19 protein-coding genes are annotated in these 18,175 nt (G+C 71.9%); 10 read left to right on the forward strand and 9 right to left on the reverse strand.

From position 1 onward, the window contains the following. Positions 1-14 precede the first annotated feature (14 nt). The 3 genes from AOA12_RS22965 to AOA12_RS03850 form a co-directional block, all read right to left on the reverse strand. On the reverse strand, positions 15-191 hold the full coding sequence (locus tag AOA12_RS22965) for a hypothetical protein (RefSeq protein ID WP_156366386.1): 177 nt from the start codon (positions 189-191) through the stop codon (positions 15-17). A gap of 178 nt (positions 192-369) precedes the next feature. Next, complete coding sequence (galU, locus tag AOA12_RS03845; protein WP_054680419.1) at positions 370-1,257, reverse strand: UTP--glucose-1-phosphate uridylyltransferase GalU; 888 nt, start codon at positions 1,255-1,257, stop codon at positions 370-372. 96 nt (positions 1,258-1,353) lie between these two features. Continuing rightward, positions 1,354-1,950 (reverse strand): arsenate reductase/protein-tyrosine-phosphatase family protein, encoded by a 597-nt coding sequence (locus AOA12_RS03850; RefSeq protein ID WP_082405909.1) that lies wholly within the window; start codon positions 1,948-1,950, stop codon positions 1,354-1,356. Between the two features lie 169 nt (positions 1,951-2,119). Between AOA12_RS03850 and AOA12_RS03855 the strand changes: the two genes are divergently transcribed. After that, positions 2,120-2,404 (forward strand): hypothetical protein, encoded by a 285-nt coding sequence (locus AOA12_RS03855; RefSeq protein WP_054680425.1) that lies wholly within the window; start codon positions 2,120-2,122, stop codon positions 2,402-2,404. 86 nt (positions 2,405-2,490) lie between these two features. After that, positions 2,491-2,751: a hypothetical protein gene (locus tag AOA12_RS03860; RefSeq protein ID WP_054686773.1), complete on the forward strand. Its 261-nt coding sequence runs from the start codon at positions 2,491-2,493 to the stop codon at positions 2,749-2,751. Between the two features lie 66 nt (positions 2,752-2,817). On the opposite strand, the gene AOA12_RS03865 is transcribed toward AOA12_RS03860, so the two are convergent. Next, on the reverse strand, positions 2,818-4,248 hold the full coding sequence (locus AOA12_RS03865; RefSeq protein ID WP_054680428.1) for a polysaccharide biosynthesis tyrosine autokinase: 1,431 nt from the start codon (positions 4,246-4,248) through the stop codon (positions 2,818-2,820). 264 nt (positions 4,249-4,512) lie between these two features. Here AOA12_RS03865 and AOA12_RS03870 point away from each other — a divergent pair, with 264 nt between their 5' ends. Further along, positions 4,513-5,061: a hypothetical protein gene (locus tag AOA12_RS03870; protein WP_054680430.1), complete on the forward strand. Its 549-nt coding sequence runs from the start codon at positions 4,513-4,515 to the stop codon at positions 5,059-5,061. 104 nt (positions 5,062-5,165) lie between these two features. Beyond that, positions 5,166-5,711: a hypothetical protein gene (locus AOA12_RS03875; RefSeq protein ID WP_054680433.1), complete on the forward strand. Its 546-nt coding sequence runs from the start codon at positions 5,166-5,168 to the stop codon at positions 5,709-5,711. Positions 5,712-5,747: 36 nt separating this feature from the next. Here the strand turns inward: AOA12_RS03875 and AOA12_RS22970 are convergent, their stop codons facing one another. Next, the gene (locus tag AOA12_RS22970) at positions 5,748-5,894 is read right to left on the reverse strand and encodes a hypothetical protein (protein WP_156366387.1); all 147 of its coding nucleotides are present in this window, start codon (positions 5,892-5,894) and stop codon (positions 5,748-5,750) included. 76 nt (positions 5,895-5,970) lie between these two features. Next, entirely contained in the window at positions 5,971-6,480 is a 510-nt protein-coding gene (locus AOA12_RS03880; RefSeq protein ID WP_082405910.1) for a VanZ family protein, read from the reverse strand. Between the two features lie 174 nt (positions 6,481-6,654). On the opposite strand from AOA12_RS03880, the gene AOA12_RS03885 reads away from it, so the two are divergent. Continuing rightward, a complete protein-coding gene (locus AOA12_RS03885) occupies positions 6,655-8,406 on the forward strand; it encodes a polysaccharide biosynthesis protein (RefSeq protein WP_231637172.1) in 1,752 nt (583 codons plus the stop codon). A 153-nt stretch (positions 8,407-8,559) separates the two neighbouring features. Continuing rightward, positions 8,560-11,052 (forward strand): hypothetical protein, encoded by a 2,493-nt coding sequence (locus AOA12_RS03890; RefSeq protein WP_054680436.1) that lies wholly within the window; start codon positions 8,560-8,562, stop codon positions 11,050-11,052. Positions 11,053-11,071: 19 nt separating this feature from the next. Here the strand turns inward: AOA12_RS03890 and AOA12_RS03895 are convergent, their stop codons facing one another. The 3 genes from AOA12_RS03895 to AOA12_RS03905 form a co-directional block, all read right to left on the reverse strand. Beyond that, entirely contained in the window at positions 11,072-12,040 is a 969-nt protein-coding gene (locus AOA12_RS03895; RefSeq protein ID WP_054680439.1) for an AraC family transcriptional regulator, read from the reverse strand. After that, positions 12,037-13,032, reverse strand: a complete 996-nt coding sequence (locus AOA12_RS03900; protein ID WP_335337367.1) for a TlpA family protein disulfide reductase — start codon at positions 13,030-13,032, stop codon at positions 12,037-12,039. The genes AOA12_RS03895 and AOA12_RS03900 overlap by 4 nt, the downstream gene beginning before the upstream one ends. A 103-nt stretch (positions 13,033-13,135) precedes the next feature. Continuing rightward, entirely contained in the window at positions 13,136-14,167 is a 1,032-nt protein-coding gene (locus tag AOA12_RS03905) for a hypothetical protein (protein ID WP_054680447.1), read from the reverse strand. Positions 14,168-14,400: 233 nt separating this feature from the next. Here AOA12_RS03905 and AOA12_RS03910 point away from each other — a divergent pair, with 233 nt between their 5' ends. From AOA12_RS03910 to glmM, 4 genes are all read left to right on the forward strand, one after another. Further along, positions 14,401-15,546, forward strand: coding sequence for a hypothetical protein (locus tag AOA12_RS03910; protein WP_156366388.1), 1,146 nt, complete (start codon positions 14,401-14,403; stop codon positions 15,544-15,546). A 201-nt stretch (positions 15,547-15,747) separates the two neighbouring features. Next, entirely contained in the window at positions 15,748-16,194 is a 447-nt protein-coding gene (gene rplM, locus AOA12_RS03915) for a 50S ribosomal protein L13 (protein ID WP_054680453.1), read from the forward strand. Positions 16,195-16,220: 26 nt separating this feature from the next. Next, positions 16,221-16,706, forward strand: coding sequence for a 30S ribosomal protein S9 (gene rpsI, locus AOA12_RS03920; protein ID WP_054680456.1), 486 nt, complete (start codon positions 16,221-16,223; stop codon positions 16,704-16,706). 6 nt (positions 16,707-16,712) lie between these two features. Continuing rightward, on the forward strand, positions 16,713-18,059 hold the full coding sequence (gene glmM / locus AOA12_RS03925) for a phosphoglucosamine mutase (RefSeq protein ID WP_054680458.1): 1,347 nt from the start codon (positions 16,713-16,715) through the stop codon (positions 18,057-18,059). The last annotated feature ends 116 nt before the right edge of the window (positions 18,060-18,175 follow it).

The following is an 18,175-nucleotide window of genomic DNA, read 5'->3' on the forward strand; positions in this document are numbered from 1 at the left end:
CTGTACGGCGGCCGTCACCGATCGGCGGTGGCGGCCGTCTCGGCGAAGTGGGCGACGCGGTTGAGCGCGGGCTCGCGCACGATGCGCTCCTCGCGCTCGGCGCGGCGGATGATGCGCGCCATGAGCGCGCCGACGACGAGCGCGACGACGGCCCATCCGGCGATGAGACCGAGGATCACAGTGGCGACCATCACAACTCCTCCTCGAGCTGAGAGAGAACGCGTCCATGCGGAGAAGTGCTCCGCGCTGCGGCACACAGTATCACACGGGTGAGACAGCGTGCCAGGGCGCGATGCGCCGAGCACGCCGTCTCACCCGTGTGCCGGGTCGTGCCGGTACGACGGTGGTGGATGCCGGCCGGCTCCGCCGTCAGATGGTCGGAGCGATCTCCTTGATCCAGGCGGCCAGATCGGGACCGAGGTCCTCGCGGTCGAGCGCGAGCTGGATGCTCGACTTCAGGTAGTCGAGCCGGTCGCCCGTGTCGTAGCGGCGGCCCGAGAAGACGACGCCCAGCACGGGGCCCGCGATCTCGGCGTCGGCCGCGAGCACCTCGAGCGCGTCGGTCAGCTGGATCTCGCCGCCCTTGCCGGGAGGAGTGGTCTCCAGCACGTCGAAGATCTCGGGCCGCAGCACGTACCGCCCGATGATGGCGAGGTTGCTCGGCGCCTCCTCGGCCGACGGCTTCTCGACGAGGCCCTTGATCGTGACGACGTCCGTCTCGTCGGTGGCGTCGACGTCGGCGCAGCCGTAGAGGTGGATCTGTGACGGGTCGACCTCCATGAGCGCGACGACCGTCGCCGCGCGCTGCGTGGAGACGTCGATCATCCGCGACAGCAGCGGGTCGCGCGCGTCGATGAGGTCGTCGCCGAGCATCACGGCGAACGTCTCGTTGCCGACGTGCTTGCGGGCGCGCAGCACGGCGTGGCCGAGTCCGCGCGGGTCGCCCTGCCGCACGAAGTGGATGTCGGCGAGCGACGACGTGGCGGTGACCCGGGAGAGCTTCGAGTGGTCGCCCTTCTGCTCGAGGGTGTGCTCGAGCTCTGTCACGCGGTCGAAGTGGTTGGCCAGTGCGTTCTTGTTGCGGCCGATGATCACGAGGATGTCGTCGATGCCCGCCGCGACCGCCTCCTCGACCACGTACTGGATGGCCGGCTTGTCGACGACCGGGAGCATCTCCTTCGGCATCGCCTTCGTCGCGGGAAGGAAGCGCGTGCCGAGGCCCGCAGCGGGAATGACAGCCTTGATGGGGTTCGCCATGAGTGTGACCTTACTGATCGTGCATTAAGAGGGGGTTTCGCAGGGGTGACGCCCACGGGGTGCGCCGGGGCTCGCCCCTGCGGGGCCGCGCGTCGCTCAGCGTGCGGCCGCGAGGCCGAGCACGCGGACGACCTGGTCGACGCCGGGCAGCAGCTGCGAGGCGGAGAGCTGATAGGTCTCCCACGAGCGGCGGTACGGGTCGATCACGTCGTCGTCGGCGGCGTCGGCCGGCGGGGGGATCATGCCGCGCAGGCCCGCGACCGCGGCGACGGCCGCGCGCAGGCGCGCGGGCTGGTCGTCGCCGCCCTCGGTCGCGGCGTCGCGGATCTCGGCGTCGCTCAGCTCCACGGCGAGCCGCGCGAACTCGCGGGCCGTGAACGTGCGGCGCATGCGCGCCGGCGCCATGTCGATGATGCGGCGCCGGTGCTCGCGGCTGAGCGCGAGGATCAGGTCGGGGGAGACGAGGTCGCGCTCGGTCAGGAATCGCGAGCGGTGGTCGCCGGCATCCTCGACGCGCGCGCCGAACTCGACCGCGAGGCGCTGCGCCTCAGAGGTCATCGGGGCGGCGTCGAGACCCTGCGTCCCGGCGCTGTGCACCCGTACGTCGAGATCGGCCAGCCGGGCGCGCAGCAGCACCTCGGCGAGCGGTGAACGGCAGATGTTGCCCGTGCATACGGTCATGATCTCGAACATGGCATCCCCTCGCGGCCATCGACGTCCCCGCATCGATCGTACGCGGTCGGCGGGATCGGCCGCGATTCAGCGCTTCGCGGCGCCTCCCGTTTGCACGCCGTTTGCGCGCTTGGTGAGTCATGCACCGAAATATGTACCTGTTTGTGTTCATCTTTGATAAGATGATCCCATGGCCATCGCAGAGATCCTCCCCAGTCACGCGGCTCGTGACGAGTTGCCCAAGGCACTGCGGCGCTTCCGTGCCGAGGGCGAGTCCGCCGCACCTCTGATCTTCGGTGCCCACCGCAAACCGGAGGCCGTGGTCATCCCGTTCGAGCTGTACTCGCAGCTGCTGCCGGCGATCGAAGAGATCGAGATCGCGAAGCTCGTGCGCGAACGCTCCGCCGCGGGTGAGGCTCGGCCGCTGAGCGAGCTCGCCGAGCAGATCGGTCTGAACCCGGCTGACTACTCGTAGTGGCCGCGCGAGCCAGGCTCAGGCTGACCAGCCTGCCGGGATTCGACACCGACGTCTACGCGCTTCCGAGCCCTGAGGCGCGGAAGATGGCATTGGACATGCTGGTGCTCGTGCGAGACGGGAAGGTCCGCGGCGTCGCACTGGGCGAGCACGTCCAGACCGGCGACCTCTCCGACTGCTACAAGCTCTACTTCGACCCCGACGGCAGCAGCAAGCCCCGCTTCCGCCTCGTCTACCGCTACACGCCCGACGAGGTCCAAGCGGTCGCGCTCGAAGCGGTCGCCGTGGGGCTGCGCAGCCAGCTCGACGTCTACCTCCGCGCCGCGAAGCGCCTCGGCCGCAGCTGAGCCGAGAGCACGCTCCCGCAACACCGACGCGACCGTCGTGGCGACCGCCCGATCATCGGCCGCGATTCAGCGCTTCGCGGCGCTCGTCTCGCGTGCGGCGTCGTCGTAGCGGTAGTAGCCCATCGACTCGCCGGTGCGCGTCGAGACGCGATTGAGGATCACGCCGAGCGAGCGGGCCGAGACCCGCTCGAGGTCGCCGAGCGCCCTGGCGAGCTGCTCATAGGTCGTCCTGTTCGAGGCGGCGACCACGAGCGCCCCGTCGGCGCCCGCGGCGAGCACGGCGCCGTCGGTCACGGGCAGCAGCGGCGGGGCGTCGACGAGCACGGTCGCCTGCTCCGACAGCGCCTCGAGCAGGCGGTGCATGCGCTGCGAGCCGAGCAGCTCCGTCGGGTTCGGCGGGGTGTTGCCCGCGCCGATGACGAGCAGGTTGCGGTCGACGCCCACGGGGTGCGCCACGTCGCGCGCGGTCGCGGTGCCGATGAGCACGTCGGTGAGGCCCGCGCCCTCGGGCAGGCCGAACGTGGTCGCGACGGTCGGGCGGCGCAGGTCGCCGTCGATGAGGATGACGCGCTGGCCGCTCGCCGCCATCGCGATCGCGAGGTTGCCCGCGACGGTCGACTTGCCGTCGCCGGGCAGGGGAGAGGTCACGACGATCACGCGGGGCGGGTCGTCGACGTTCATGTAGCGCAGGTTCGTGCGCAGCTGGCGGAACGACTCGGTCACGCCCGCCTCGCCCGCCGGCCCGCGGCCGAGGAAGGCGTCGAACTGCGCAGCGCCGAGACGGTCGCCCGACGAGAGCCGCTTGTTGGTCGGCACCGCGCCGAGCACCGGCACGCCGAGCTCGCGCTCGATGCCGTCGACGGTGCGCACGCGACGGTCGACCACCCGGCGCACGAGCGCGTAGGCCAGGCCGATCACGAGGCCGAGGAGCGCGCCGATCGCGAGGGCGAGCCGCACGTTGGGGGAGCTCGGCGACGTCGGCAGCTCGGCGGAGTCGATCGGCACGAGCCGCACGATGGAGTCGCCCTCGCCGGAGGCGCCGATGTCATCGACGCTGCCCTCGTTCTCGATCATCGTCACCTGGTGCACGATCCCCAGCAGCCACGCGTTCGCGAGCGCGCTCGCCTCCTCGGGCGATCCCGCGTCGGCGCTGACCTTGATCGTCACCGACTGCATCGGGTTGGTCACCGTGATGTCGCGCACGAGCTCGGTGGGGGTCGTGTCGAGACCGAGGTCGGCGATCACGAACTCGGCGACGGCGCGGCTCTTCGCGATGTCCACGTACGACGCGGCGCGCGCCTTCGCGTACGAGTCGCCGATCGACGCCTCGGCGAGGCTGCTGCTCGATCCGGTGGAGATGAACCCCGAGGCGTCGGCCGTGTAGACGCGCGGCTGCAGCGCCGTCCAGCCGAAGGCCAGGGCTGCGCCGAGCACGGTCGTGGCGACCAGAGCCAGCCAGTGCGACCTGAGCAGGGCGAGATAGTCGCGAAGTTCCACGAAGCCTCTTGAGATCTTGTCCCGGGTGCTGTGCGAGCCGGCTCTTCCGGCCCTCCCGGGTTGTCCAGTATTACGTATGCTTTTTGCGTTTTACCGCGATGGCGCATTCCGTGCTGTCGTATGACGTGTTCTGTGTTGCCGTTTTGCACGGGAGCCGGGGGAGGCGTAGAATTTCGCTCTCGCTTCACACCTGCGTCATCCCCCCGGCCTGCCGGATGTCTGCGAGGACACTCGTTTATTGATATCACTTGTGGAGGCCTTTTCATGGGCACGGGCGAGCGCAATTCCGGCGACGGCACGGCATCGCGTCGCGCGGTCGTGAAGGCGGGCGCGTGGGCCGCGCCGATCGTGGCCGCGGCGGTCGCGGCGCCTCTCGCGGCGGCGACGACCACGTCGCCGCCGCAGACGGGCAAGGCCCTCGTGCTGACGGCGCTGGGCGTCTATGGGTATCAGAGTTGGGATACGCCCTATCTCGCCGTGAATTTCGACTACTACTACCAGTACGGAAACTTTCCGGGCGGAAACTACCCCTCGAATGTGCCGGCGCAGATCATGACGAGCTGGACGCTGAACGTGATCGACACGACGACGAATGCCGCGGTGATCTCACTGTCGGGCGACGCGGTGCTCACCCAGACGGGATCGACGAATCAGTTCGCCTTTCGGCAGAATGTGCCCGGCGCCGCTCCCTATCTCGTGCGGGGCCGCGCATATCGCGTCGAGCTCTCCGTCGTGGCCGCGGTCGCCTACAACGCGGCGGGCGAGGGCTTCCAGGCCGACCCGCTCTCCGGGGCGGTCACCGCCACCGCGTGACGCCCTCGACCGCGTGACCGCGCGTTGCGGGCACCGAGCGGTTGCCCAGGCACCGGCGCGTACACTCCCGGGGACGGAGACGACGCAGAAGAGGAGCCAACGGCATGTCGCGCACACGAGGGACCACGGGAACCGAGCATTCGGGGGGTCTGCCGCGTCGCGCCCTGCTGAAGGGCGTCGCCTGGACGCTGCCCGCCATCGCCGTCGTGGCCGCCGCCCCCGTCGCCGCCGCGACCGGCACGGTGCCGAACGACGAGGCCAACTACTACTGGGACGCGGAGTCCGTGGGCACCTACACGAAGGTGGAGGCTGCGCAGAGCGGCCTGTCCGGCACGTTCTCGACGCAGATCTCCTACCGGGCGAACCCGTGGACGAACCCGCCCGCCGACGCGACCCTGCAGGTCATCGTGACGTTCACGCAGGACGTCACGATCGTGCCGCCCGCCGGCTGGACGCTCGTCGGCTCCGCGACGGGGCAGACGTTCGTCTTCCAGCGCACGCCCGCCGGCTTCGGCGGCGCGCTGAGCTTCAACTTCACCGGCACCGTCGCGGGCCCGGTCACCGCGACGCCGACCATGAGCCTCATCAACGGCGGCTCGGCGACGTGGTCGAGCCTGAGCGAGCCCGGATCCGCGGTTCTCGTCGCCTGACGACGTCGCCCACGAGGCGCTGACGCACGCGGCGGCTCAGGCCGTCGCCTGCATCACGAGCGCGACCGCCAGCACGCCCAGGATCAGCACGCAGATCGCGACGATCGCCCACCCGGGCATGCCGCCGTACTCGCGGAGCCACCACGGATCGCGGCGGTAGTCGCGGAGACGATGCTTGTTCATGGCGCGACCATACGCGGCGTGATCGACGCCGAGGTGACGGCCGCGTTACGAAGCGGCGCACGGTGCGCGGGGCCGCTCAGCGTCGCGGCCGCAGCGCCTCCAGGCCCGCGACGAGCAGCAGCCCGATGCATCCGCCGGCCGTGTTGGCGACCATGTCCATGACGCTCGGCGTGCGTTCCGGCAGCAGCAGCGCCTGGATGCACTCGATCGTGAACGTCGTGAGGAACACGGTCGGCAGCACCAGATGGCGCGCCCTCGCGAACACGAGGGCCAGCAGCACCCCGAGCGGCACGAACAGCCCCACGTTCGCGAGGAACTCGATGCGCTCGTAGGTCAGCACGGGGAGCACCCGCGTGATGAACCGCAGCAGACGGCCCGCCCCGGCATCCACGGGCGTCGGCCAGAAGGCGATCAGCGCCAGCGCCAGCACGTAGCAGGCGAGCACGATCGGCGCCCCCGGCAGGCGGATGCCGGGACGCCTGCCCGCGGCCGCGGCCGGCAGCGGGGGCCGGGGCGGGACCGGCGCCGCGACCCATTCCGACGGCGGCGCGGGCCGCGGCGGAATCTCGGGGAGCGGCTGGGTCATGTGGGTCACAATCTGCAGACGGGGCGTCCGCGTCGGCCGGCCAGGGGCGTGCAGCAGACTCCAGCTTCGCACGAGCCGCCGGGGGGAATGCTGCACGGCCGCTGTGCGAGAATGGACGATCGACCGAGGCCGGTCCCGCACGATCGGCATGGCAGCACGCGCGGGAGACGGATCGTGAACCAGCAGACGGCGAGCTCTGCGCCCCGCGCACGCCACGGGGTGCAGTTCGCCACCGACGCGCTCGCCTGGGCCCTCTCGCTCGTCGCGGCCGAGGCCCTGCGCCACGAGTTCGACCTCGCCCGCGTCGCGTGGGCGCCGCTGGCCGTCGTGATCGTCGCGGCCGTGCTCGTGCAGCTCGCCGCGGGGTGGGCGACGCATCTCTATCGCGGTCGCTACACGGACGGCAGCTTCGAGGAGGTGCGGGCGCTCATGGGCGCCGTCGGCCTCACGACGGCGCTCGTCGCCGTTCCGCTGCTCGTGCTCCCGGCATCCCTGCACGTGTCGCGCAGCGTCGTCCTCATCGCCGCGCCCATCGCCTTCGTGCTCATGCTCGCGACCCGCTACGTGCGGCGCCTCGCCTGGGAGCGCGACCGCCGGCCGACGACGTCGGCGACGCCCGTCGTCATCTTCGGAGCGGGGGATGCCGGATCGCGCCTCGTCAAGGCGCTCGCGGGCGACGCGGAGTCGCCGTTCCGCATCGTCGGCATGCTCGACGACGATCCCGCGCGGCGGAACGCGCAGGTGCGCTCGGTGCGCGTGCTCGGCACGCTCGACGACCTGCCGCAGGTCGTCGCCGACACCGACGCCGAGGCCGTGATCGTCGCCATCGGCCAGGCGACCGCCGAGCTCATGCGCCGCGTGCACGACGTCGCGGGCGAGGCCGGCGTGCGCGTGAAGGTCATGCCCCCGTTCGGCGAGATCCTGAGCAACAAGAACCGCGTCGCCGACCTGCGCGACATCTCGATCGAAGACCTCATCGGCCGCCAGCCGGTCGACACGAACGTGGAGTCGATCGCCGGCTACGTCACGGGCAGGCGCGTCCTCGTCACGGGCGCGGGCGGGTCGATCGGATCGGAGCTGTGCCGTCAGCTCGCGCGGTTCGGCCCGTCGGAGCTGATCATGCTCGATCGCGACGAGACCGGGCTGCAGCAGACGCAGATCGGCACCTTCGGCCACGGCCTGCTGAACACCCGCGACGTCGTGCTCGCCGACATCCGCGACGCCGATGCGCTGCAGCGGATCTTCGCCGACCGGCGGCCGGAGGTCGTGTTCCACGCCGCGGCGCTCAAGCACCTGCCGATGCTCGAGCAGTACCCCGACGAGGCCTGGAAGACCAACGTGCTCGGCACGCTCAACGTGCTGCAGGCCGCCCGCGCCGTGGGCGTCGGCACCTTCGTGAACATCTCGACCGACAAGGCCGCGAACCCCGCCAGCGTGCTCGGCCACTCCAAGCGCGCCGCCGAGCGGCTCACGGCCTGGGTCGCCGAGAACGAGCCCGGCAAGCGCTACCTGTCGGTGCGGTTCGGCAACGTCATCGGCAGCCGGGGATCGATGCTGCCGACGTTCCGTGCCCTCATCGAGGCAGGCAGGCCCGTGACGGTGACCCACCCCGACGTCACGCGCTACTTCATGACCATCCCCGAGGCGTGCCAGCTCGTCGTGCAGGCCGGCGGCATCGGCCGCGGGGGCGAGGTGCTCATCCTCGACATGGGGGAGCCCGTGCGCATCCTCGACGTCGCACGCCGCATGATCGAGCTGTCGGGGAAGGACGTCGACATCGTCTTCACGGGGCTGCGCGAGGGCGAGAAGATGCACGAGGAGCTCGTCGGGCGCACCGAGCACCTCGAGCGCCCGTTCCACCCCAAGATCTCGCACGCCCGTGTCGAGGCCGCGAGCCCCGACCAGCTCGACCGCGCCGACTGGTAGGCGCCGGCGCGCGCAGCGGCCGGTCGCACGTATCGGCATGGTCACGGTGCGCGGCGGCGTCCAGTGCCCTGCCACGCGGCGGCGTTAGACTTCCCGTCTGATCAGCAAGGTCTCGCGGGCGGCACGCCCGTGCCGAACGAAGGAACCACGGCTATGGGCGGCACCGACGATCCCCTCGACAGGGAGGCAGCACGCACGCCTGCCGGAGGCGACGGCGCCGACGGCGGCCTGCCGCCGATCGACGTCTCGGGCGTCGCGGAGCTGTTCGGCGGGTCGGCGGCCGCCGGCCCCGATGCCGCCCGCGACGACGGGTTCGGGCTCTTCGACGACGACGGGCTCTTCGACGAGGCGGGGGAGCAGCGCGGCGACGTGGATGCCGGGCTCGCCCTGACGCCGCCGGCGCCGGCCGACGATGCGACGGCGGACGCGGTCTCGGCCTGGGCGGCCGAGGTCGCGGCGCGCGCGGCCGATCTGATGGGCGACGGCGCTGCCGCGCCGGCTCCGCGATCGGCGGCCGCGTGGCAGCGGAACCGCGACGTGCCCGTCTACGACACCGACGACTACGACGATGAGGCGGTCGACGACCCCGCCCCGGTCGACGACGGCGACGGGCCGGCGGGCGGCATCGCGCCGGTCTCGGCCCTCAGCGCCGCGAGCAGGGGCGACGCGGGGATGCCCGGGAGCGCGGCGTCCGAGGACGAGGGTGCGGCGGAGAGCGGTGCCGTGGCTGAGAGCCCTGTGGCTGAGAGCGGTGCCGTGGCTGAGAGCCCTGTGGTTGAGATCTCTGAGTCTGAGAGCGCCGTGCCTGAGAGCCCTGTGCCTGAGAGCGCTGTGCCTGAGAGCCCTGTGCCTGAGAGCGCCGAGGCCGGGAGCGGCGTGTCGGGGAGCGTCGGGGCGCTGCTCGCGGATGGCGCGGCACTCGCAGCCGCCGATGCGCGGGGGTCCTTCGATGCGCCGGAGCCCTTCGACGGGCCCGAGTCTTTCGACGCGCCGGACTCTTTTGAGGCGCCCGGGTCCTTCGGGGCGCCTCAGTCCCATGACGGGCCCGAGTCCTTCGACGGGCCCGAGCCCTCCGACGGACCCGACTCCTCTGACGTGCCCGCGCTCGAGGACGCATCGGCGCTCGAGGACGTCCCGGAGCCCGCGGACGCGCCGGGACCCGCGTGGATGCCGGATGCCGCAGCCGCGCCGCCGTCCGTGACGCCCCCGGTCGCGCCGCCGGTGCGCGAGGTGCGGCGCCCGACCTTCGACGAGCTGCTGCGCGGCGACGTGCCCCCGGTTGTGCCGCCCGCTGCCGTGACGTCCCCGGTCGCGCCGCCGGCGTTGCCGCCGCTCATCCCCGTGCCCGCGGCGGCAGAGCCTCCGCTGACCGAGCCGCCGGTGACCGAGCCTCCGGTGGCCGAGCCCGCGGTGACGGGGCCCGGAACGACGGGGCCGGAGCTCCTGCCTCCGGCCGAGCCCGTCGACGAGGCCGATGCCGCCGGCGAGACGCCCGTGGAGCCGGACGACGAGGCCGCCATCGCGACGGCCGTGCTCGCGGTCGACGACGTCGACCGCGTCGCGATCGCCGAGCTCGACACGCAGGCCCTGCCGGTGCACGACCTTGCGGACGCGCCGCAGACCGAGCTCGTGTTCGAGCAGGTGTCGCCCGAGCGCCCTGACACCGGCGCCGTCCCTGCCCCCGCCGGGCCGGTGCCCGCGCGCACCGCGCTCGCGGCCGACGAGCCGCCGCGGGGCAACCGCCGGCTCTGGATCGGCATCGGCGCGGGCGTCGTCGCCCTGCTGGCGATCGTGGCCGCGATCGTGCTGGGCCTGCTCTTCGCCACGCCGCCCTCGACCGCCGAGGCGATGGAGGCCCTCGAGGCCGACGAGCAGAGGCTCACCGCGCAGATCGCGCAGCTCAACGGCGAGATCGACGCGGCATCCGCCGCCCGCGCCGCGGGCACCGCCGGCGCCGAGACGTTCGCGCAGCCGCTCGCGGGCATGGCCGACGTGAGCGACGAGCCCGCCCGCGCCGCCGCCGAGCAGGCGCGCCAGACCTACATGAGCGCGCTGGCGGCGGTGACGCTGCCGGCCAGGGTCGACGACTACGTGCGCGCGGAGTTCGACACCGAGTCGCCCGAGGCGGTCGACGCCGCCCGCGCGGCGCTCGCCGAGCGGGCGACCCAGCTCGACGGCGTGGCGGAGCAGGTCGCCGCGGCGCGCACGGCGCTCGAGCAGGCCGACGCGGCCTTCCGCACCGCGATCACGACCTTCACCGCGACGCTGCCCGCGTCGGCCGCGGCGATCGTCGAGCAGAACCCGGATGCCGACGAGCCGTTCCGCGCGGCCGTGCTCGAGAGTGCCGCGTCTGTCGCCGCGGGGGATCCGTTCGCCGAGGGCGGCTTCGCCACGTGGGAGGCGTACGGCGCGACCGTCGCCGCCCTGCGCGACGATCAGGAGCGCGTGCGCGCCGAGCGCGAGGCCGAGGAGGCCGAGCGGCAGGAGCAGGAGCAGGAGCAGGGCGGCGGCGAGACCGTGCCGACCCCCGAGGAGGTCACTCCGGAGCCGACGCCCGAGCCCACTCCGGAGCCCACGCCCGAGCCGACTCCGGAGCCGACCCCCACCCTCGAGCCCACCGGCGAGACGCCGCCCACGGAGGGGTGACGCCCGCGGCCGCGCGGGGTCAGACCGCGACCTCGTGACGGCCGGCGTGTGCGGCCGGGGTGGAGAAGCGGTAGCTGCTCGGCTGCGCGAAACCCAGCTTGTGGAACGCTCGTCGCAGCGCGATCGCATCGGGGTAGCCGGAGAGGCGGGCGATCTCGTCGAGCGACAGCAGCTGCCCCTCGGGCGACTGCAGCAGCGACACCGCCGCCATGCCCCGCGCGAGACGGATCTCCTTGGCGAGGGTGCTCCCGGTGCTGGAGAACGCGCGCTGCAGCGACCGCAGCGAGACCCCGAGATCGTCGGCGATGCTCTGCGAGGTGAGCCGCGGGTCGCGCGAGTATGCGACCAGGTGGTTGCGGGCCTGCTGCACGAGCTGGCGGGGCGCGGCGATGCGGTTCGTCTCGTCGGTCGGCAGGCCGTGGGTCGCGCCGGTCACGATGATCGAGGTGAGCATCGCGTTCAGCAGGTTCTCGATGAAGTAGCCGCTGAGGTTCGGCCACGGCGGGCTGACGAGCAGCAGGGTGTCGAGGAAGCCCCAGATGGGCTTGACCAGCTCGTGGTTCGACACGACCTTGCGCACGGGGTTCGAGGTGAGACGCCGGAACTCGCTGATCGCGTCGGCGGGGATCACGACCCCCGTCGCCGTGCCGGCGGGCGGCAGGTGCACCGCGATCCCGTCGGAGACGAGCACCTGGGCGACGTCGCCATCGGGAACGTGCAGCGACGCGCGGCCCTCGCGGCTGACGATCATCCGCTCGTCCTCCGAGCGGATGAGGAGCAAATGGGTGTCGGCCGAGAACGACTGACTGAGCCGCAGCGTCTCGTCCTGGGCCGTGAACCGGAAGACGTCGATGTCGCCGATCGCGAGCCCCACGAACGACGAGGATGCGATGCCCCCGTGGGCGTCGCCGTGAAGGCGGCCCCCGACGCGGCCCGTGAACGACGCGTAGGTCGCGATCTTGGGGGCGAAGGCGTCCTTCGTGCTCATCGGGGCACCGTCGTCGCGTCGAAGAGCACGTTCTCGACCAGCGTCTCGATCGCGATGCTTCCGGCCGCGGGCCCCGTCGAGACCCCGGCGACGCCGTCACGGCCCAGGTGCACGGCGCTGGGCACCGTGGAGAGCCCGAGCTCCCGGGCGAGTCGCCCCTCCCTGTCGTGCAGCAGGAGCGCCCCGAAGGCGGGGAACGCGCTGATCGCCTCCTCGGGCGGGGAGTCGAGGACGAGCCGCACGCGCACGCCGCGCGCGGACAGCTGCGGGATCCATTCGGCGATCTGAGGCGTGAGCCCGCGGCAGGCGGCGCACGTCGTGCTCACGAAGAAGAGCACCGACTGCTCCGCGTCGACGAAGCGGCGCACGTCGTGCTCGGTGCCGAAGATGTCCCGCAGCAGATGCCGTGAGAGCTCGGCGGCGGAGGCCTCCGCCGCCGCACGCGGAGCGTGCGGAGCGCGCGGCGTCAGCGACTGCAGGGCGACCGCGACCGCGAGGCCCGCCCACAGGAAGAGCCCCAGCTGGAAGAGGGCGGCGTCGGCGCCGAGGTGCGACACGGCCCCGAGGAAGGAGCCGCGAGGGGCGCCGAGCAGGGCGACGGCCGAGAGGACCACGAGGCTCGCGTTGCGCAGCACGGTCGCCGCCGAGACGGGGGCGCTGTCGATCGCCCCGAAGCAATGGCAATGGATCTCCTCGGCGAAACGCGATGCGCGGACGATCACGACGAGGAATGCGATGTTCGCCGCCGCGGCGGCCGCGAGAGCGAGAAGATGCAGCGGCGACGGGCACACGATCAGTGCGATGGCGAGGACGATCTCCGTCGCCGGCCACGCGACCGCGAACCATGGCTGCGAGAAAGGCGAGGGCAGGCGAAGAGCGGACAATCCCGCGCGGGTGCTGGAGGGGGAAAGGAGCTTCAACAGGCCGCTGATGAGAAAGACCGTCGCCAAAGACAGGATCGCCAGTATATAGACAGGGGCACTCAAGAACATGCGTCGATGAAAGAGTGGAATTAGTGCCGCCGATGGGGCGAGAATTCACGGAATCGCTCGCCCCATCGGTGGCATGGGTTACACTTCGCGCTCGATCGTCGGATCAGACGGTCTGGCAGCTGCCCGCGAACAGGCCGCCGACGGTGATGCCCGTGAAGTTGACGCCGGCCGTGTTGTTCGCCGAGTTGACGTCGGAGCCGATGAACGCGAGGCGCGCGTTGACGCCCACGTTCGCGCCGAGACCCTCGGCGATGAGCTCGATGGGCGTACCCGCGGTGACGTTGCGCGGAAGCTCGACGATCTTCGCCGACCCGCCCAGGCCGAGCAGGTCGATCATGTTGGCCGCGCCGGAGCTGCCGCCGCCGCTCCACCGCCACTCGCCGAAGTTGATGTTCGCGACGGCGTTGCTGTACAGCAGGAACTTCGTGCCGGCGGGGATCGTGCCGCTGCCGTTCACGCCGATCTCGAAGCGCGGCGCGCCGCCGATGATCGTCGGGCACTTGGGGGTGACCTTCACGTCCACGGTCGGGAGCACGGCGGGCTCCACGTGCTGCGTCGCGTCGGAGAAGCAGATGAACGCGCCGAGGGCGTTCAGCAGGCCCACGCCGCCGGCGGTGAACCCGGCGTTCTGGTCGTTGAGGTCGCTGTCCGGCGTGAGGATGCTGGTCGTGTAGCGGCCGACGATGCTCGCGTTGATGCCCGTGATGCCGACCCGGATCCACTCGCCGACGGCGTAGTCGCGCAGCAGGCGGATGCGGGCGGTCTTGCCGCCGAGGAACAGCAGGCTGATGCCGCTGGGCGTGCCGCTCGTCGACGTGCCGCCCGTGCTGTCGCTGACCTGCCAGCTGCCGATGTCGATGTTGGCGAGACCGCCGGCCTCGACGTCGATCTCCGTGCCGGCCTTCACCGTGCCCTCGGTGACGAGGTAGCGGAAGCCCGGGGCGCCGCTGCCGGCGATGTTCAGACTGATGAGGTTGCAGTCGACGGCCTCCGCCTTCAGGTTGCCCTGAGGGGTCGTGGTGGCGGCCGCGAGCGGCGCGCTGGCGGCCGCGACGATGACGGGCAGCGACCAGGCGGCACCCTTCACGATGGTGCGGCGATCGACGCCCTTCGCCTCTTCGAATTCGTTGCTCATATGTTTTGGGCCCTCCAATGGCCTGGGGAGCTTTACTCCCGGCGCTTTGCTGAGTATTCCCCCGCGGCCTTCGATGAAAGTGCCGCAAGGCTTTTTCATCGTGCACATGCGCGTCGGACGAAGTCCAACCGTGGCGCATACTCTGCCGACGGCTGGCGCGTAGTGTGCCGACACGGTGAAGTGAATCGGACATCCGGCGGTGTCGCCCGCCGGATCGGGTAAAGTCACGCGACGTGAATCCCTTTGTGCTGAGCGTGTATGACGACGTTATCGCGATCGATTTCGACGAGACGGTATCGGAGGACGCTCTCCTGGCCGTCCGCGCGCAATGGGAGCACGCGGCGTCGGATGCGACGCCGACCGTGCGCCTCGCCGCGTCGATGGACGTGCGCCGGCCGATGGCCGCGGCGCCGTTCGCGCGGGGCGAGACGGCGGCGGAGCTCGCGCGCAGCGTGGCCGACGCCCTCGCCAGCATCGCGTCGGTCTCCGCCGCGCCGCCCGTCGAGGACCCCGCGGCGTCGCCGACGCTGCTGACGGCGCGGGCGGCCGCCCTCGCCCCGCTCGGCGGGGCGAGCGACGGGAGCGGCGCGGCCGTCTTCTTCACGGCCGATCGGCACGCGGTCGCCCGCGGACTCGCCGCAGGAGGCGGGTCGCCGCAGTACCTCGGGGCCGACGTCGTCGCGCTCGACGCCGAGCGCGGCACCGTGCGCGGGCTCCCCGCGCCCGTGCGAGCGGAGCCGGGCCTCCGCTCGCCGCTCGCCGCCCCGCGCGCGCTCGGCCTCGTGCCGAGCGCGGCGGAGCACGGCATCGCCGCCGCGGTGCACCTCGTGCACGTGCCGGAGGGGAGCACCCGGTGGGAGCCCGCGACGGTGCCGGAGGCCGTGGCCCTCGTGGCGCCGGCGTTCCCCGTCGTCGCGACCCTGCGGCGGCCGCTCACCGCGCTCGCACGGCTGCTCCAGGGGGTGCCCGTGCTCGCGACGGCGCGGTACGCGCACGAGTCCGATCTGCCGGGCCTGATGCGCGAGATCCTGGAGAGCCCGGCGACGCCGCGCGGGGAGGCCCGGTCGGTGCCGCACCGGCCGATCGAGAGCGGCGCCGTCCCCCGTTCGGGAGACGTGCGGCGCGCGGCGATGGTCGAGGCGATCGCCGACGACGACGTGCTGGCGCTGGTCGACGACCGGTACGAGGTGCGGGCCGTGCGCGGGCTCGCCCTGCCGATCTGGGCGAACGCGGCCTCGTGGATCGGCGTCGACGAGCTCGCGGCGCGCGTCGTCCGGCTCATCGGAGAGCCCGACGTCCTCGACGGGGGCGACGCCCTCTCGCTCGTGTCGGCGGCCGTCGACGCCCTGGTCGAGATCGAGATCCTGGTCAGGGTCTGACCCGCGACCGCCGTCCGTGCACCGCGGCGTTTGGGAAACGGCATCCATCTGTCGTAGGATGGATCTTTGGTGTGCGGCTCCGCTGATCCGCCGCCACGAACGTGAGCCCTCCACTGGCGCGTTCCGCGGGCCTCGACCCGCGGAAGAGCCCCGGAGCGGGATTCACGAACCACTCCGTTCGATCAAGAAAGCAGCACTACTGTGACGCGCACTTACACCCCCAAGGCGGGCCAGACCCAGCGTGACTGGCTGGTCATCGACGCCACCGACGTCGTGCTCGGCCGCCTGGCCTCGCACGCGGCCGCCCTGCTCCGCGGCAAGCACAAGCCGACCTTCGCCAACCACATCGACACCGGCGACTTCGTCATCATCGTGAACGCCGACAAGGTCGCGCTCACGGGCCAGAAGCTGCAGCAGAAGCGGGCCTACCGCCACTCGGGCTACCCGGGCGGCCTCAAGTCGGTCAGCTACGCCGAGCTGCTCGAGAAGAACCCCGTGCGCGCCGTCGAGAAGGCCGTGCGCGGAATGCTCCCCAAGAACAGCCTGGGTCGCCAGCAGCTGTCGAAGCTCAAGGTCTACGCCGGTGCCGAGCACCCGCACGCGGCCCAGCAGCCCACCCCCTACACGTTCGACCAGGTCGCCCAGTAAGCGCCGCCGAGATATAGGAAACGAACATGGCGAACATCGCTGACTCCCTCGACCAGACCCCCGAGAACTACACCACCGAGACCCCGGCCGCCGAGGCCGTCGCGGCACCCCGCCCGGTGCTGTCGGTCCCCGGCGCCGCCGTCGGCCGCCGCAAGCAGGCCATCGCCCGCGTGCGCCTCGTGCCCGGCACCGGCACCATCACCATCAACGGCCGCACGTTCGAGGACTACTTCCCGAACAAGCTGCACCAGCAGCTCATCACCGACCCGTTCACGGTGCTCGAGCTCGCCGGCGCCTACGACGTCATCGCGCGCATCCACGGCGGCGGCCCCTCGGGCCAGGCCGGCGCGCTGCGCCTCGGCATCGCCCGTGCGCTCAACGAGATCGACGCCGAGAACAACCGTCCGACCCTCAAGAAGGCCGGCTTCCTCTCGCGCGACGCTCGCGTGAAGGAGCGCAAGAAGGCCGGTCTCAAGAAGGCGCGCAAGGCTCCTCAGTACTCGAAGCGCTAATCCTTCATGGCGCTGTTCGGTACGGATGGTGTGCGCGGCCTGGCCAACGGGCCCGTGCTCACCGCTGAACTCGCTCTCACCCTGGCCCAGGCGACCGCCGTCGTCCTGGGCCAGGGGCGTATCGCGGAGGCGCGCAAGGCCGCCGGCAAGCGCCTGACGGCCGTCGTCGCGCGCGACCCCCGTGTCTCGGGCCAGTTCCTGAGCGCCGCGGTCGAGGCGGGGCTCGCCTCGTCGGGCGTCGACGTGCTCGACGCGGGCACGCTGCCCACGCCGGCCGCCGCGTTCCTCGTCAACGACATCGACGCCGACTTCGGCGTGATGATCTCGGCATCCCACAATCCCGCGCCCGACAACGGCATCAAGATCTTCGCGCGCGGCGGCGTGAAGCTGCCCGACATCGTCGAGCAGCGCATCGAACGCGCGCTGGAGTGGGACAAGCTGCGTCCCACGGGAGGCGGCGTCGGCCGCGTCATCCGCTTCTCCGACGCCGAGGACCGCTACAGCCTGCACCTGCTCGCGTCGCTGCCGCACCGGCTCGACGGCCTGCACGTCGTGCTCGACTGCGCGCACGGCGCCGCCGCGGGCGTCTCGCCCGAGACGTTCCGCAACGCGGGCGCGAAGGTCACCGTGATCGGCGCCGACCCCGACGGCCTCAACATCAACGACGGCGTGGGCTCGACGCATCTCGGACTGCTCGCGGCCGAGGTCGTGCGCGTCGGCGCCCACGTCGGCATCGCGCACGACGGCGACGCCGACCGCTGCCTCGCCGTCGACGCGGACGGCAACGTCGTCGACGGCGACCAGATCATGGCGATCCTCGCGGTCGCGATGAAGCAGCGCGGCAAGCTGTACGACGACACGCTCGTCGCGACCGTGATGAGCAACCTCGGCCTGCACCGGGCGATGGCGGCGCACGGCATCCGCGTCGAGACGACCGCGGTCGGCGACCGCTACGTGCTGGAGCGCATGACCGAGGGCGGCTACTCGCTCGGCGGCGAGCAGAGCGGCCACGTCATCATGAGCGCCTACGCGACGACGGGCGACGGCCTGCTCACGGGCCTGCACCTGTGCGCCGAGATGGTGCGGCAGCGGAAGTCGCTCGCTGAGCTGGCATCCGTCATGACGGTGTTCCCGCAGGTGCTGATCAACGTGCGCGGCGTCGAGCGCTCGCGCGCGGAGGATGCCGACGTGCTCGCCGCGGTCGAGGAGGCGTCGGCCCTGCTGGGCGACACCGGCCGCGTGCTGCTGCGTCCGTCGGGCACCGAGCCGATGGTGCGCGTCATGGTCGAGGCATCCACCGAGGCCGACGCCCGCCGCATCGCCGAGCGCCTCGCGGAGGTCGTGCGCGGGTAGCGGCCGGGGTGTCCGCAGCATCCGTTGCTGCGCGGTCACGAACCTCGGAGAATCACGCGAGGTTCGGACGATTCCTGGCATCCGCACCGGACCTCGTGAGATTCTCCGAGGTTCGT

The sequence above is a fragment of the Microbacterium sp. No. 7 genome (assembly GCF_001314225.1).
Classification (GTDB): Bacteria; Actinomycetota; Actinomycetes; order Actinomycetales; family Microbacteriaceae; genus Microbacterium.